Annotated in this window: 14 protein-coding genes; 9 read left to right on the top strand and 5 right to left on the bottom strand. The window is 59.8% G+C overall.

What is annotated here, in order from left to right; translation table 11 throughout:
• Positions 1–9 precede the first annotated feature (9 nt).
• The 3 genes from Cth01_RS04355 (at position 10) to Cth01_RS04365 (ending at position 2,851) form a co-directional block, all read left to right on the top strand.
• Complete coding sequence (locus tag Cth01_RS04355; protein WP_034355765.1) at positions 10–1,521, top strand: S41 family peptidase; 1,512 nt, start codon at positions 10–12, stop codon at positions 1,519–1,521.
• A 75-nt stretch (positions 1,522–1,596) separates the two neighbouring features.
• Positions 1,597–2,364, top strand: coding sequence for a HesA/MoeB/ThiF family protein (locus Cth01_RS04360; protein ID WP_034355768.1), 768 nt, complete (start codon positions 1,597–1,599; stop codon positions 2,362–2,364).
• A 106-nt stretch (positions 2,365–2,470) separates the two neighbouring features.
• Positions 2,471–2,851 (top strand): response regulator, encoded by a 381-nt coding sequence (locus tag Cth01_RS04365; protein WP_034355771.1) that lies wholly within the window; start codon positions 2,471–2,473, stop codon positions 2,849–2,851.
• Positions 2,852–2,909: 58 nt separating this feature from the next.
• Here the strand turns inward: Cth01_RS04365 and Cth01_RS04370 are convergent, their stop codons facing one another.
• Positions 2,910–3,542 carry a response regulator gene (locus Cth01_RS04370; protein ID WP_003051886.1) on the bottom strand — a complete coding sequence of 211 codons (633 nt, stop codon included), beginning with the start codon at positions 3,540–3,542 and terminating at the stop codon, positions 2,910–2,912.
• A gap of 133 nt (positions 3,543–3,675) precedes the next feature.
• Between Cth01_RS04370 and Cth01_RS04375 the strand changes: the two genes are divergently transcribed.
• From Cth01_RS04375 to Cth01_RS04395, 5 genes are all read left to right on the top strand, one after another.
• A complete protein-coding gene (locus Cth01_RS04375; protein WP_003066721.1) occupies positions 3,676–5,025 on the top strand; it encodes a sensor histidine kinase in 1,350 nt (449 codons plus the stop codon).
• Between the two features lie 158 nt (positions 5,026–5,183).
• Positions 5,184–5,345: a DUF1328 domain-containing protein gene (locus Cth01_RS04380; protein WP_003051882.1), complete on the top strand. Its 162-nt coding sequence runs from the start codon at positions 5,184–5,186 to the stop codon at positions 5,343–5,345.
• Between the two features lie 161 nt (positions 5,346–5,506).
• Positions 5,507–6,049 (top strand): YtxH domain-containing protein, encoded by a 543-nt coding sequence (locus tag Cth01_RS04385; RefSeq protein WP_082085632.1) that lies wholly within the window; start codon positions 5,507–5,509, stop codon positions 6,047–6,049.
• Positions 6,050–6,118: 69 nt separating this feature from the next.
• Entirely contained in the window at positions 6,119–6,439 is a 321-nt protein-coding gene (locus Cth01_RS04390; protein ID WP_003066716.1) for a BON domain-containing protein, read from the top strand.
• Between the two features lie 120 nt (positions 6,440–6,559).
• Positions 6,560–7,615, top strand: coding sequence for a zinc-binding metallopeptidase family protein (locus Cth01_RS04395; protein ID WP_045838599.1), 1,056 nt, complete (start codon positions 6,560–6,562; stop codon positions 7,613–7,615).
• A 4-nt stretch (positions 7,616–7,619) separates the two neighbouring features.
• Here Cth01_RS04395 and coaD read toward each other — a convergent pair whose 3' ends face one another.
• The 4 genes from coaD to Cth01_RS04415 all read right to left on the bottom strand — a co-directional run bounded on the left by coaD (position 7,620) and on the right by Cth01_RS04415 (position 11,785).
• Entirely contained in the window at positions 7,620–8,114 is a 495-nt protein-coding gene (coaD, locus tag Cth01_RS04400) for a pantetheine-phosphate adenylyltransferase (RefSeq protein WP_034355775.1), read from the bottom strand.
• A 160-nt stretch (positions 8,115–8,274) separates the two neighbouring features.
• Entirely contained in the window at positions 8,275–8,985 is a 711-nt protein-coding gene (gene rsmD / locus Cth01_RS04405) for a 16S rRNA (guanine(966)-N(2))-methyltransferase RsmD (protein WP_003066710.1), read from the bottom strand.
• Positions 8,982–10,334, bottom strand: coding sequence for a M16 family metallopeptidase (locus tag Cth01_RS04410; protein WP_034355777.1), 1,353 nt, complete (start codon positions 10,332–10,334; stop codon positions 8,982–8,984). Before Cth01_RS04410 ends, rsmD begins: the two co-directional genes overlap by 4 nt.
• 17 nt (positions 10,335–10,351) lie before the next feature.
• Positions 10,352–11,785 carry a M16 family metallopeptidase gene (locus tag Cth01_RS04415; RefSeq protein WP_045838600.1) on the bottom strand — a complete coding sequence of 478 codons (1,434 nt, stop codon included), beginning with the start codon at positions 11,783–11,785 and terminating at the stop codon, positions 10,352–10,354.
• A gap of 64 nt (positions 11,786–11,849) precedes the next feature.
• Between Cth01_RS04415 and ftsY the strand changes: the two genes are divergently transcribed.
• On the top strand, positions 11,850–13,007 hold the full coding sequence (gene ftsY / locus Cth01_RS04420) for a signal recognition particle-docking protein FtsY (RefSeq protein WP_045838601.1): 1,158 nt from the start codon (positions 11,850–11,852) through the stop codon (positions 13,005–13,007).
• The last annotated feature ends 97 nt before the right edge of the window (positions 13,008–13,104 follow it).

Below are 13,104 nucleotides of genomic sequence, written 5' to 3' on the forward strand. Positions count from 1 at the left end.
AGGGGTGCTATGGGTCAAAAAATCAAAATTGCAGGCTGGATCTCTGTGGGCGTGGTCGCCGGTGCGTTGACCACCGTATCCCTGCAGACGCTGGCTCGCGGGGGTGTGACGCCTCTGCCACTTGAAGAAATCCAGCAGTTGTCGGCCGTCTTCGGCCTGATCAAGACCGATTACGTGGAGCAGGTCAGCGACAAGAAGCTGATCACCGACGCCATCTCCGGCATGGTCTCCAGCCTGGACCCTCACTCCCAGTACTTCGACAAGAAAACCTACAAAGAATTCAAGGAAGGCACTTCCGGCAAGTTCGTGGGCGTCGGCATCGAGATCACCATGGAAGACGGGCTGATCAAGATCGTCTCCCCCATCGAAGGCTCGCCCGCTTTCCGTGCGGGTCTCAAGACCGGCGACCTGATCACCAAGATCGACGACACGGCCGTCAAGGGCCTGACGCTCAATGACGCTGTCAAGCGCATGCGTGGCGAGCCGAATACCAAGGTGCGCCTGAACATCCTGCGAAAGGATGAAAGCCGCAGCTTCCCCGTCACCATCACCCGTGAAGAAATCAAGACCCAATCGGTCAAGGGCAAGGTGATCGAACCTGGCTACGCCTGGATTCGCCTGAGCCAGTTCCAGGAACGCACCGTCGATGACTTTGTCCGCAAGGTCGAGGAAATCTACAAGCAGGAACCCAATCTCAAGGGCCTGGTGCTGGACCTGCGCAACGACCCCGGCGGTTTGCTGGATGCGGCCGTAGCCATCTCTGCGGCCTTCCTGCCACCCGATGTGCCCGTGGTTTCGACCAACGGCCAGTTGGCCGAAAGCAAGGCCGTCTACAAGGCTTCGCCCGAGTTCTACGCCCAGCGCGGTTTTGGCGACCCCTTGCAACGCCTGCCTGCAGCACTGAAAAAGCTGCCTCTGGTGGTGCTGGTCAATGAAGGCTCGGCCTCGGCCAGCGAAATCGTGGCCGGAGCTCTGCAAGATCACAAACGCGCCACCGTCATGGGCAGTCAGTCCTTTGGCAAGGGGTCGGTGCAAACCGTGCGCCCTCTGGGGCCCGATACGGCTCTCAAGCTGACGACGGCGCGCTACTACACGCCTAGCGGAAAATCCATTCAGGCCAAGGGCATCGTGCCCGATGTGATGGTGGACGAGACTGCAGACGGCGATTTGTTTGCGGCACTGAGCATGCGTGAAGCAGACCTTGAAAAGCATTTGTCCAGCGGACAGGGTGCGGAGGTCAAGAACGATTCGCTTGAAAAGGCCCGCGAGGAAGCTCGCAAACGCCTGGAAGAGGAAGCCAAGAAGCCAGCCGCCGAACGCCGCCTGCCGGAATTCGGGTCTGAAAAGGACTTTCAGCTGCAACAGGCACTGAACAAGCTCAAAGGCCAACCTGTCAAGGTCAGCAAAACCCTGACGGAGCGCAAAATCGAAGAGAAGCCCGGAGACGCGACGGCCGCGGACAAAAAGCCCGCTGACAAGAAAGCGCCCGAAAAAGGCGACTCCGACAAGAGCAAAAAATAAGCACCGGGTTATGGAACCCGCTCAAAATCAGCCGGGCTTGCCCGGCTTTTTTCTTGGAACCATGGAAGCAAACCGATGAATGACGATCAATTGCTACGCTATTCCCGTCACATCATGCTCGACGAGATCGGCATCGAAGGCCAGGAGCGCATTCTGGCGGCGCATGCAGTGATCATTGGAGCTGGCGGCTTGGGCTCGCCTGCCGCACTCTATCTGGGCTCGGCAGGTGTGGGGCGCATCACCATCGTCGACAACGACGTCGTGGACATGACCAATCTGCAGCGCCAGATTGCCCACACGACCGAGCGCATAGGCATGCCCAAGGTGGAATCGATCCGCACTGCCGTACATGCCATCAATCCCGGGATCGAAGTTCGCTGCATCCAGCAGCGTGCAACCGAGACCCTGCTCGATGAACTGCTGCCCGAGGCAAGCATCGTGCTCGACTGCACCGACAACTACAAGACCCGCCAGACCATCAATGCGGCTTGCGTACGCCACGGCGTACCCCTGGTCGAAGGAGCTGCCATCCGTGTCGATGGCCAGTTGATGGTCATTGATCCACGCAACCCCGACAGCCCATGCTATGCATGCGTCTTTCCGCCAGAGGCTGAATTCGAAGAGGTTCAGTGCTCAACCATGGGCGTCTTTGCTCCGCTGGTTGGGCTGATCGGCACCCAGCAAGCTGCAGAAGCACTGAAGCTGATTGTCGGTTTTGGCCGATCTTCTGTCGGACAACTTCAAATGCTTGATGCACGTTCCATGGAGTGGAGTAGGATGAAAATTGCTAGGGTTAAAACCTGTGATATCTGCGGAACGCCAAACACAAATTACAAAAAATGACAATACAATGATTTTTTCATGGGCCGTAATTGATTTTCCACATTGAGAATTGAAATGACTCTCGCCGCTTGATCCTTGGCGTCCACCTCATCAGCTTGCTACCGTCGTGAAACTGCGTACCTTTCTTGTTGAAGACAATCCCACGATTCGCGACAACCTGATTGCGACGATGGCGGAGCTTGCCGATGTGGAAGCGGTGGGGGTGGCAGAGACCGAAGCCGATGCTGTACGCTGGCTCAGCCACAACCCTGACGCCTGGGATCTGGTCATCGTGGACCTGTTCTTGCGCGAGGGCAGCGGTCTCGGCATCGTCACAAGCCTTCAACATCGACCACCGCAGAAAAAGCTGCTCGTGTTGAGCAATTACGCGACCGCCGATATACGACAGCGCTGCCTTGAACTCAGCGCAGATGCCGTATTTGACAAATCCAACGAAATCGATGCGCTTATAGATTTCTGTATTGATTTAAATACCAGTAAATCTTGAAAATAACGCAAAATAAAAAAGGCTTGAATATTTCAAGCCTTTTTTATTTGAGTCTGCATTAATCGATCAATCGATTTTTCAATGCATAGTATGTCAGATCGCTATTTGAGGAAAGGCCCATTTTTTCCATGAGCCTTGTCCGGTAAGTGCTCACTGTTTTCACGCTCAACGAAAGCGATTTGGCAATGTCTCCAGCCGTCTCGCCGCGCGCAAGCTTCAGGAATACCTGAAACTCACGCTCCGACAATTGCTCGTGTGCCGGAACATCATCCTTGCGGTTGAGTTGCTGGGCCAGGAGATCGGCCACTGCCGGCGTCAGGTAACGCCTTCCCAGAGCCACGGTACGGATGGCCTCTGCAATATCCTGAGGATCGCACTCCTTGTTGAGATATCCGCTGGCCCCCTGACGAATCAAGTTGATTGCGTAATGCTCCTCAGGGTATCCACTAAGTATCAGGATGCCCATATCAGGTGCTTTGGCTCTGAGCATGGCCAAGGCATCTATGCCGCTTTGCCCTGGCATGGACAAGTCCATCAACAGCACGTCAATTTCATGCTCCCGAACCAGGTCAATGGCCTCCCGCCCATTGCCCGCTTCTCCCACGACCCTCAGATCTACATGTTCCGACAGGAATTGGCGTAATCCCGAGCGAACAATCGCATGGTCATCCACTATGCCTACTTTTATCATGAACACCTCTTTTCATGAAACTGCGCTCATCTCCAGGGCGCATCACATTTTAAGACCCGCACTATGATGTCAGTCGTTGACGCTACGGTTATGCAGAATATCAGGTAATTGCCTTGTAGGTGAGAGGATGTAGATGCGTTGGACCAATATCCGCAAAATTGCAGTCAGCCTGACGATCGCAGTCATTGCGGCAGTCTTAATGGTAAGCATTAATGAAGCTGGCTATAAGCGTTCGTTGCAGGCTCTGGACACGCTCACCAAGACGCAAGCCACCAGAGCCAAGCTCAATTTGCTGATGCAGCAAATGCTGGATGCGGAAACCGGCCTGCGCGGCTACCTGCTGACAGGAGAGGAGCGCTATCTCGAGCCCTATAACTCTGCCTCCGCCGCGATCAGCAGCAGCATGGATGACCTGCGCGGCATCTTCATCATGGACCCCAAGGAGCTGGCAACCTTTACTCCACTGGCCCGCCAGGTCGAGCGCAAGACCAGCGAAATGGAGCTGAGCCTGCGCCTTTATCGCCAGGGCAACGATGAAGCGTGGCGCTTTGTGATGTTTACCGACGTAGGCATGGAAAACATGGATGCCATACGGGGCCACATCAAAACCCTGATGGACAGCATCGATCAGCGCGTCAAGTCCAATCTCGCGGATATCGAACAAACGCTGGGTCTGTCACGCCTGGGAATTGCGACAGTGACCGCTCTGGGGATTCTGGGCTTCTTCATGTACCTGCGACAGGCCAATGCGCTGCAGCACTCACATCAGCGCGAGCAGGAGATTCAGCGCGATGAACGCAATCGTCTGGAGGAAGTCGTTCGTGACCGCACAGCGGCCCTCACCGAGCTGGCAACCCATTTGCAGCAGGTACGCGAGGATGAGCGAGCGCACTTGGCACGCGAGTTGCACGATGAACTGGGCTCGCTGCTGACCGCCGCGAAACTGGACGTTGCGCGCCTCAAGTCCAAGATCGACACCTCGACACCCGACGTCTCCGAACGCATCACCCATCTGATCGAGACGCTCAACAGCGGGATTGCACTCAAACGCCGCATCATTGAAGACCTCCGACCCTCTTCTCTCTCCAACCTGGGCCTGACCACCGCGCTGGAAATCCTGACCCGGGAATTCGGTGAACGCAGCAACATCGAGGTGGAATGCAGCCTGGAGCAGGTGGACCTGCCTGAATCCACGCAGCTGACGGTCTATCGCGTCGTACAGGAGTCGCTCACCAACATCGGGAAATACGCCAGGGCCAGCCATGTCATCGTCACGGTGCATAACTATCCCACCTATGTGGCCGTGCAGATCCAGGACGATGGCCAAGGCTTCGAGACGGCCAGCATGCGCCCCAACTCCCATGGACTGGCAGGCATGAAACACCGCGTTGAAGCTGTCGGCGGCAGGCTTACCGTGGCATCCCAGCTCGGCAAGGGAACCACGATCTCGGCAGTCATTCCTTTGACAATGGCAAGCACCTGAACTGGACGCACATGTCAACGCAGTCCTACATGACTGTCCCTAAATACCCCGACCCTGGTGACAGAAGCTCACCGTCAAGCTTGGGCTGCTCAGTTCTCTACATTCAATACATGGCCGCACGGCAATGCCTGTCGGCCTGCATTCGATAGGAGAAAACCATGTTGCACTACGCCATTGTCTTTCTGGTGATTGCCTTGATCGCTGCAGTGTTCGGCTTCGGCGGCATCGCGGCCAGCGCCGTAGGTATCGCCAAGATTCTGTTTTTCGTGTTTCTGGTCATGGCCGTCATCACCTTCCTGATGGGCCTCGTGAAGAAATAGCATTGGTGCCAAATGTGTAGAACTTTGTTCCGGCACATTGCACAAACCACCAGTATTCGCCATGATCGCTCTCAGCTTCTGCCTCCGAAAGGCCGGGTTACGAAGACTGGCGTTACTTCACGCTGTCACGATAATTTCTAGATTTCAGGGAGTTCCAAACAATGAGCCAAGCCGTAAAAGACGCCAAGGACACGGTTGAAGATCTCAAGGACGCCGCCAAGGAGCTGGCTGCCGATGCCAAGGAATCGGCAAAGCATGCCGCCCAATCCGCCCAGAATATGGCCCACAAGGTAGCCGATGCCGCTGAAGATGCAACGGACTCCGGCAAGCAGGCCGCCCAGAAAATGGTGAATGAAGCTCAGGACGTGGCAGAGGACGTCGCCGACAAGGTTCATGACGCCGCACGCCGCGCACGGCGCACAGCCTCCGAGGCCATCGACTCCACAGGGCGTCATATACGCAATATCGACGACAGCGAAAACCCGCTGATCGACAACCTTGCCAACCGGGCACAGGATCTGGCCGAGCGCAGTATCAACTTTTGGGCCGACAGCTCGCACCGCGCACGCCGTCAGTTCAACACCGCAGCGGATGCGACCACCAAGTATGTGTCCGAACAACCCGGACGCTCCGTGCTGATCGCCGCGGCGACCGGGGCGGCTCTGGCGACGGCTTTCTTTCTGGGCCGCTCGCGCAGGAAGTGAGCAGGAATTCACTCTGAGCCGTTTTTCGCAAGCGTTCTTTGCGCCTTTTCAAAACCAAGGGAGAACCATATGAAGAATCTGACTCGCGCTTTGGCTTTCAGTCTGGTCGCTGCAACGACCGTGCTGGCAACCACAGCCTGTTCGGTGGCTCGTGACCAGCAGACTGTGGGCTCCTATGTGGATGACGCCGGCATCACCACTGCAGTGAAGGCCAAGATGGCCGAAGACAAGAATGTCTCTGCAACCGCGATCAGCGTCGAAACCATGAACGGCACCGTGCAGCTGTCGGGCTTTGCCAAATCCGAAGCAGAAAAGGCCCGTGCCGGCGAAATTGCCCGCACGACCAAGCATGTGCGCGAAGTGCGCAACAGCATCGTGGTCAGACCCTGATCTGCCCGCATGATGCAAAGCCCTGTCCGAGGGCTGCACTTCCAGCCCCAAAGCCAGCTTTTGAGCTGGCTTTGTTTTTTCCTACAACCGGGTCGCTGACTTCGCCATTAAAGTGTCCGCATGCAAGTTTTCAATTGCGAGGCCTGCGGCCACCTGATCTATTTTGAAAGCCTGCAATGCGTGCATTGCGGAGCAAGCCAGGCATTCCTGCCCGACCAATTGCGCGTCGGCATTCTGCCCCCGGCCGGGGGCCCCGACACACGCTACCGCGCCTGCGCCCACCGACACAACATCAGCCTGTGCAATTTTGCGATCGAGGCCTCAGACCCGCAGCCGCTTTGCGTTTCCTGCCGACAGACCGAATGGCTGCCGAACGGCAGCGATCCCGCCAATGAGCTGCGCTGGGCCAAGATCGAGGTCGCCAAGCGCAGGCTGTTCTACACCCTGGCCAGGCTGGGCCTGCTGGACCCTCATGGGCACCGCGTGGCCGAGCCGCGCTTTTCCCTGCTCGCAGACCTGCCCGGCCAGAATCCCGTCATGACCGGCCATGCCAGCGGCATGATCACGCTCAACGTGGTCGAGGCAGACGACGACGAACGTGCCAAACGCCGCCAGGCCTTGCACGAGCCCTATCGCACGCTGATAGGACATCTGCGTCACGAATCGGGACATTTCTACTGGGATCAGCTGATAGCCAACAGCGAGCATCTGGAGCGCTTCAGGGCATTGTTTGGCTATGAGAATCAGGACTATGCCCTGGCTCTGCAGCGCCATTACGGCAAGGACCCTCTGGACAACAGCTGGCGCGGTCAGTTCATCAGCGCCTATGCCACCTCACACCCCTGGGAGGACTGGGCCGAAACCTGGGCTCACTATCTGCACATGGTGGACTTGCTGGAGACCGCAGCCAGCTACGGCACCTGCATTACCGTGCCGGACATACCCAGCACGGGCCAGCAACTCATTCAAAACCCGCTGGGGCCGGTGCCGCCCGATTTTTCGGTGATGCAATCCCAGTGGGTGCCGCTGACCCTGCTGCACAACAGCCTGAATCGCAGCCTCGGCCATGGCGATGCCTATCCGTTTGCCATTTCCGGCCCGGCCTGGGACAAGCTGCGCTTTGTCCACGAAACCATCAGCAGCTATCGCAGCAGGGCGACTAGCCAGGGAGGCTGAAAGCTCAGGCCTTGCGGCCGACCTTGACCATCAGGCGCTCATGCACGCCCTTGGAGACAAACTTGTCCACATCGCCATTGAGCGTGGCAATCTCGCGCACAAAGGTGGAGCTGATGAACTGATAGCGATCGCTGGGCGTGAGGAACACGGTTTCCACCTCGGGCATCAGCGTGCGGTTCATGCCGGCAAGCTGGAACTCATAGTCGAAGTCCGTCACCGCGCGCAGGCCGCGCACCATGGCCTTGGCGCCGCGCGCGAGCACAAAATGCGCGAGCAGCCCGTCAAAGCTCTCCACCTCCACCTGAGGATAATTGGCACAGGACTCGCGCACCATGGCAATGCGCTCCTCCAGCGAAAACAGCGTCTTTTTGTGATGGCCTGCCGCCACGGCCACGATGACCTTGCCAAACAGCTGTGCAGCCCGGCGCACCACATCTTCATGCCCCAGGGTGATCGGGTCAAAGGTTCCGGGGTAAACAGCAATCAGGTCCTGGCTCATGGCTTATCTCTCTCCTGCGGGTCTTGATGAGGGTGAGGGCTGCTGCAGTGCAGCGTAAAGAGATTATGCATTCAGGCCTGCACAGCGCTGCCCCATACAAAAAAGAGCTGCTGACGCATCTGATCAAAGCGCCTGCAGCTCCCGGTTCAATAGCAAAGGTCTACTGCTTCTTCAGCAGATGCGCATGGACGGCGCCAGCCTTCAGATAGCGGTGCAACTCCAGTCCCATTTCCAGCAGGCGCTCTTCGGCCCAGGCTTCGGGAGCTTCCAGGTAAATGAAGCCGCCGTCGTTCAAGGCCGCGATGGCCGCCTTGAGCGCGGGCTCGAACAGCTCGGTCTGGCCGAATGGCGGGTCCAGCAAAATCAGATCCTGGCCCGCCACGGTCTTCAGGCAGCTCAGCGCATCGCCGCGCTGCACCTTGACCATCCTGGCATCGAGCTTTTGCTGAAGACGCTGCAGCTGCTGCACCAGGGCGGCATCCTGTTCGTTCATGATGACGCTGGTCGCGCCGCGCGATGCGGCTTCGAAACCCAGTGCTCCGGTGCCCGAAAAGGCATCGACGCATTTCCAGTTGCTCAAGTCCTGGCCCAACCAGTTGAACAAGGTTTCGCGCACGCGATCGGGCGTGGGCCGCAGACCGGGCTTTTGCGCCACGACCAGGCGCGTGCGGCGCCATTGCCCGCCGATGATGCGGATTTCACCGGCCCCCGTGGCGGCCGGCTTGGCTGCAGCGGGCTGGGCAGCCTTGGCTCCGGGGCGGGCCGGACGGCTGGCCGCCAGCTCCTGCGCCTTGCGCTCGGACTCGTGAATCATCTTGTCCAGCGCCTTGCGGCCTGCGGGGGTGTGTAGCTTGATGGCGCTGCGGCTCATGGCTTGGCTCCGAGAGTGATGGTGACCATGCGCTCGGGCTGAACCATGCGCTGCATCGCCTCCTTCACGTCCTTGGTGGTCAGAGCCTGAACGCGATCGGTCCAGTGCTCCAGATAATCGAGCGGCAGGCCATTCCAGGCAATATTGGCCACATTGCCCAGCAGCTTGCGATTGCTGTCTATGCGCAAGGCAAAGCCGCCGATCAGGTTGTCCTTGGCCGCCTTGAGTTCCTTGTCGCTAGGACCTTCGGCAATGAATTTGCGCAATACGTCCTGCGAGACCTTGAGCGCCTCGGCCGCCTGATCGGGCCGGGTCTGCAGGCCGATGATGAAGGCGCCGCGATCCAGACCCGGCGAGAAGTCGCTGGAGACACCGTAGGTCAGACCCCGCTTCTCACGCACCTCTTCCATCAGTCGCGAAGTGAAGCCGCCGCCGCCCAGGATATGGTTGCCCACCATCACGGCGAGAAAATCGGGGTTGTTGCGCGCAATGCCGGGCTGGCCGATCAGCACCTGGGCCTGGGCCGACTCGAACGGAATGTTCTCGACCTTGGCTTGCTGCAGATCCTGCACCTTGGCCACGGCAGGCAGCGGCGGGCAGTCGTTGCCATTGGTGGCCTGCAGCGGCCCCAGCAACTGCTTGACCATGGCATCGGCCTGCTGGCGATTGACCGCCCCCACCACGCTGACCTTGGCGCGGCAGGCGGCAATCAGCTTGCGGTGAAAATCCTGCATGGCCGAAACATCGATCCGGCCCAGGCTGTCGACCGTGGTCTGATAGCCATAGGGCGAGCTGCCGAACACGGCCTTGCGGAATGCCTTGGAGGCCACGGTGCCGGGACGGGTGTCGGCTTCCTTGATGGAGGCACTCCAGCGCTCGCGATCACGCTGCCACACGGCATCGGGCCAGCTTGGCGAGGCGATCTGGCGCGCCGCCAGGGCCACGGCCTTTTGCTGCAGATTGGGCTCGGTCAGAGTGCGCAGGCCGTAGCTGAAGCTGTCACGCCCCGCACTGGCGCCAAAACTGGCGCCCAGGTCGGCCCAGGCCTGACCCAGGCCATTTTCATCCAGCGCAGGCGCATCGCCTGCCGCCTTGATGCCCTTGGAGGACATCATGGCCACGGCTGTCGCCAGGCCCACCTTGTCCTCGGGATCACGGCGGCTGCCGGCGTCGAAGTCCACCTGCACATCCACCATGGGAATGCCGGGACTTTGCACCAGCCAGACCTGGGCGCCACTGGGCTGGGTCCAATGCTCTATCGGCAGCAAGGCCCAGGCAGACTGGGTTAGAAAACCCATTCCAGCGCTTACCACAAAAGCGCCAGCAGCTATCTTTTTCATAGTTTTCATATATTTCTCCGCTGCGCTCAGTGCATGGATTTGTCTGCATCCGCCTTGCCCGACATGGGACGCTGGGGCTTGCTACCCGCCGGCAGAGGCTGAGGCACCAGGGTGCCGACAGTGAGCTGGTCGTCGCCAAAATATTTGGCGGCCACGGCCTTCACATCGTCAGAGGTGACTTTGCGCAGTTCGGCCAGCAGCTTGTCCTCGGCATCCAGCGGCATGTTCTGAATCCAGTAATTGCCCAGGTTCTGGGCCTGGCCCATGACGGAATCACGCTCATAGACGTTGGATGCCATCCACTGCGTCTTGACGCGCTCCAGTTCGTCAGCCTGCACGCCCTCCTCGGCCACCTTCTTGATCTGGGCACGCAGCGCAGCCTCCACATCGGCCACGGTCTTGCCCTGGGCCGGAACGCCGGTCAGCATGAACAGGCTGGGCCCGCGCCCCATGATGTTGGCCGAGCTGCCGGCGCTATCGGCCACACGGCCGTTGGCCTGGCCTTCGCCCTGTACCAGGGCGCGCTCCAGGCGAGCACCGTCATAACCGTCCAACACGGCGGACAGCACCAGCAGCGCCAGCGCATCCTTGTCCTCGGCCTGCAGCTTGTCCACGCTCTTCAGCGTGGGGGTACGATAGGCCATGGCGATAAAAGCCTGCTCGGCAGGCTGCTTGACCTCGATGCGGCGCACGCCGATCTGCCTGGGTTCGGTCTGCGGCTTGCGCTGCGGCAGGGCACGCGCGGGAATGCTGCCGTAATACTTCTCGGCCCAGGCACGCACCTGGTTGACGTTCACGTCCCCCACCACGACCACGGCGGCGTTGGCAGGCACATACCAGCACTTGTGAAAATCGCGCACATCGCCGGGCGTCATGGAGTTCAGATCGCTCATCCAGCCCACCACGGGGCGGCGATAGGGCGAGGCCATGAAGGTGGCCGCCATCAGCTGCTCCATCAGCATGGCGCGCGGCTGGTCGTCGGTGCGCATGCGGCGCTCTTCCTTGATGACCTCGATTTCCTTCTTGAATTCGGAGTCCGGCCACTGATTGTTGGCAAAACGGTCGGACTCCAGCTTCATCACGTCTTCCAGACGGCTGGACGGAATCTGCTGGTAATAGCCCGTGTAGTCACGCCAGGTGAATGCGTTTTCCTGGCCGCCCAGCGCCGCCACGCGACGCGAGAAGTCTCCGGGCTTGACGCTTTTGGAGCCCTTGAACATCATGTGCTCCAGCGCATGGGCCACGCCCGTGGTGCCGTCGACCTCGTCCATGGAGCCTACGCGTACCCAGACCATGTGCACGGCCGTGGGCGCGCGCCGGTCGGGCTGCACGATCAGCTGCATGCCGTTCTTCAGCGTGAACTGTTGCACCTGTGGCGCGGTCGCCGTGGCGGCAGCAGGCACAGGTTGCGACGATGCGCCCGGCGCAGCCAAGGCTGCCCCAGCGCTCAAACAGGCCATTAAGCCCAGTACAGGGAGTGCGCGTACATGTTTCATAGAATGATGCGATTCTAAAAACCCGCCAATGTTCAGTTTTTTCAAGAAAAAGCCCAGTTCACCCGATGCAGTGAACACCACGCCCGCTGCCGAGGCAGCCGCGGCGCCCGCTCCTGCCCCGCAAACCGGGCCCGCTCCACAGGATACGCCTGCCGAAAACGGCAGCAGCTCCTGGTGGCGCAAGCCCTTTGGTGGCGGCGCGACGGCCAAGGCCGCCGAAGATCAGCCTGCCACTCAGGATTTTGTAGCAGCCCCCGAGCCTACCGCAAAGCCGCAAGCCCCAAATTCCCGTCAAAACTGGATGGAACGGCTGAAAGCCGGTCTGCGCAAGACCGGCTCCAGCATCGCCACCGTCTTTACCGGCACGCAGATCGACGACCGGCTCTATGAAGAGCTGGAAGACGCGCTGCTGATGGCCGACACCGGCGTCAAGGCCACCCTGCATCTGCTGGAAGACCTGAAGCGCCGCGTCAAGGACACCAAGACCACCGAGCCTGCCGCCGTCAAGGCGCTGCTGGCCGATGCGCTGACCGATTTGCTGAGGCCCCTGGAAAAGCCGCTGACCATCGGCGAGCACACACCGACCGTCATCATGGTGGCCGGCGTCAACGGTGCGGGCAAGACCACTTCCATCGGCAAGCTGACCAAGCATCTGGCCGACGGCGAGCAGTCCGTGCTGCTGGCCGCCGCCGACACCTTCCGCGCCGCCGCGCGCGAGCAGCTGGGCGTCTGGGCCAATCGCAACACCGTGGAGATCATCAGCCAGGACGGTGGCGACCCCGCCGCCGTGAGCTTCGATGCCGTTTCAGCCGGAAAAGCGCGCAAAAAGGATGTGGTGCTGGTCGATACGGCCGGACGCCTGCCCACGCAGCTGCATCTGATGGAAGAGCTCAAGAAGATCAAGCGCGTGGTGAGCAAGGCCGACGGCACGGCGCCTCACGAGGTGCTGCTGGTGATTGACGGCAATACCGGCCAGAACGCCCTGACCCAGGTGCGCGCCTTCGACGATGCGCTGCAGCTCACGGGCCTGATCGTCACCAAGCTCGACGGCACAGCCAAGGGCGGCGTGCTGGCCGCGATTGCGCAGGAGCGCCCCGTGCCCGTCTACTTCATCGGCGTGGGCGAGAAGATCGAGGATCTGGAGACCTTCAGCGCACGCGAGTTCGCCCAGGCCCTGCTGTCCTGAAGCACAATAACCATAGCTTCCAGCGCTTTATCTATCGAGTTTTCAGATAGATTCAGTACTGAAACCCAATAAAGGAGCGCGCAAGGCGCTCCTTTTT

The organism is Comamonas thiooxydans (assembly GCF_000964545.1).
Taxonomy (GTDB): Bacteria; Pseudomonadota; Gammaproteobacteria; order Burkholderiales; family Burkholderiaceae_C; genus Comamonas; species Comamonas thiooxydans.

Excerpts from the sequence above, each read along its gene's own strand:
- Cth01_RS04355 (WP_034355765.1), top strand. The coding sequence starts at position 10 with ATGGGTCAAAAAATCAAAATTGCAGGCTGGATCTCTGTGGGCGTGGTC.
- Cth01_RS04380 (WP_003051882.1), top strand. The coding sequence starts at position 5,184 with ATGTTGCACTACGCCATTGTCTTTCTGGTGATTGCCTTGATCGCTGCA.
- ftsY (WP_045838601.1), top strand. The coding sequence starts at position 11,850 with ATGTTCAGTTTTTTCAAGAAAAAGCCCAGTTCACCCGATGCAGTGAAC.
- Cth01_RS04385 (WP_082085632.1), top strand. The coding sequence starts at position 5,507 with ATGAGCCAAGCCGTAAAAGACGCCAAGGACACGGTTGAAGATCTCAAG.
- Cth01_RS04370 (WP_003051886.1), bottom strand. The coding sequence starts at position 3,542 with ATGATAAAAGTAGGCATAGTGGATGACCATGCGATTGTTCGCTCGGGA.
- Cth01_RS04390 (WP_003066716.1), top strand. The coding sequence starts at position 6,119 with ATGAAGAATCTGACTCGCGCTTTGGCTTTCAGTCTGGTCGCTGCAACG.
- rsmD (WP_003066710.1), bottom strand. The coding sequence starts at position 8,985 with ATGAGCCGCAGCGCCATCAAGCTACACACCCCCGCAGGCCGCAAGGCG.
- Cth01_RS04415 (WP_045838600.1), bottom strand. The coding sequence starts at position 11,785 with ATGGCCTGTTTGAGCGCTGGGGCAGCCTTGGCTGCGCCGGGCGCATCG.
- Cth01_RS04395 (WP_045838599.1), top strand. The coding sequence starts at position 6,560 with ATGCAAGTTTTCAATTGCGAGGCCTGCGGCCACCTGATCTATTTTGAA.
- Cth01_RS04360 (WP_034355768.1), top strand. The coding sequence starts at position 1,597 with ATGAATGACGATCAATTGCTACGCTATTCCCGTCACATCATGCTCGAC.
- coaD (WP_034355775.1), bottom strand. The coding sequence starts at position 8,114 with ATGAGCCAGGACCTGATTGCTGTTTACCCCGGAACCTTTGACCCGATC.
- Cth01_RS04410 (WP_034355777.1), bottom strand. The coding sequence starts at position 10,334 with ATGAAAACTATGAAAAAGATAGCTGCTGGCGCTTTTGTGGTAAGCGCT.
- Cth01_RS04375 (WP_003066721.1), top strand. The coding sequence starts at position 3,676 with ATGCGTTGGACCAATATCCGCAAAATTGCAGTCAGCCTGACGATCGCA.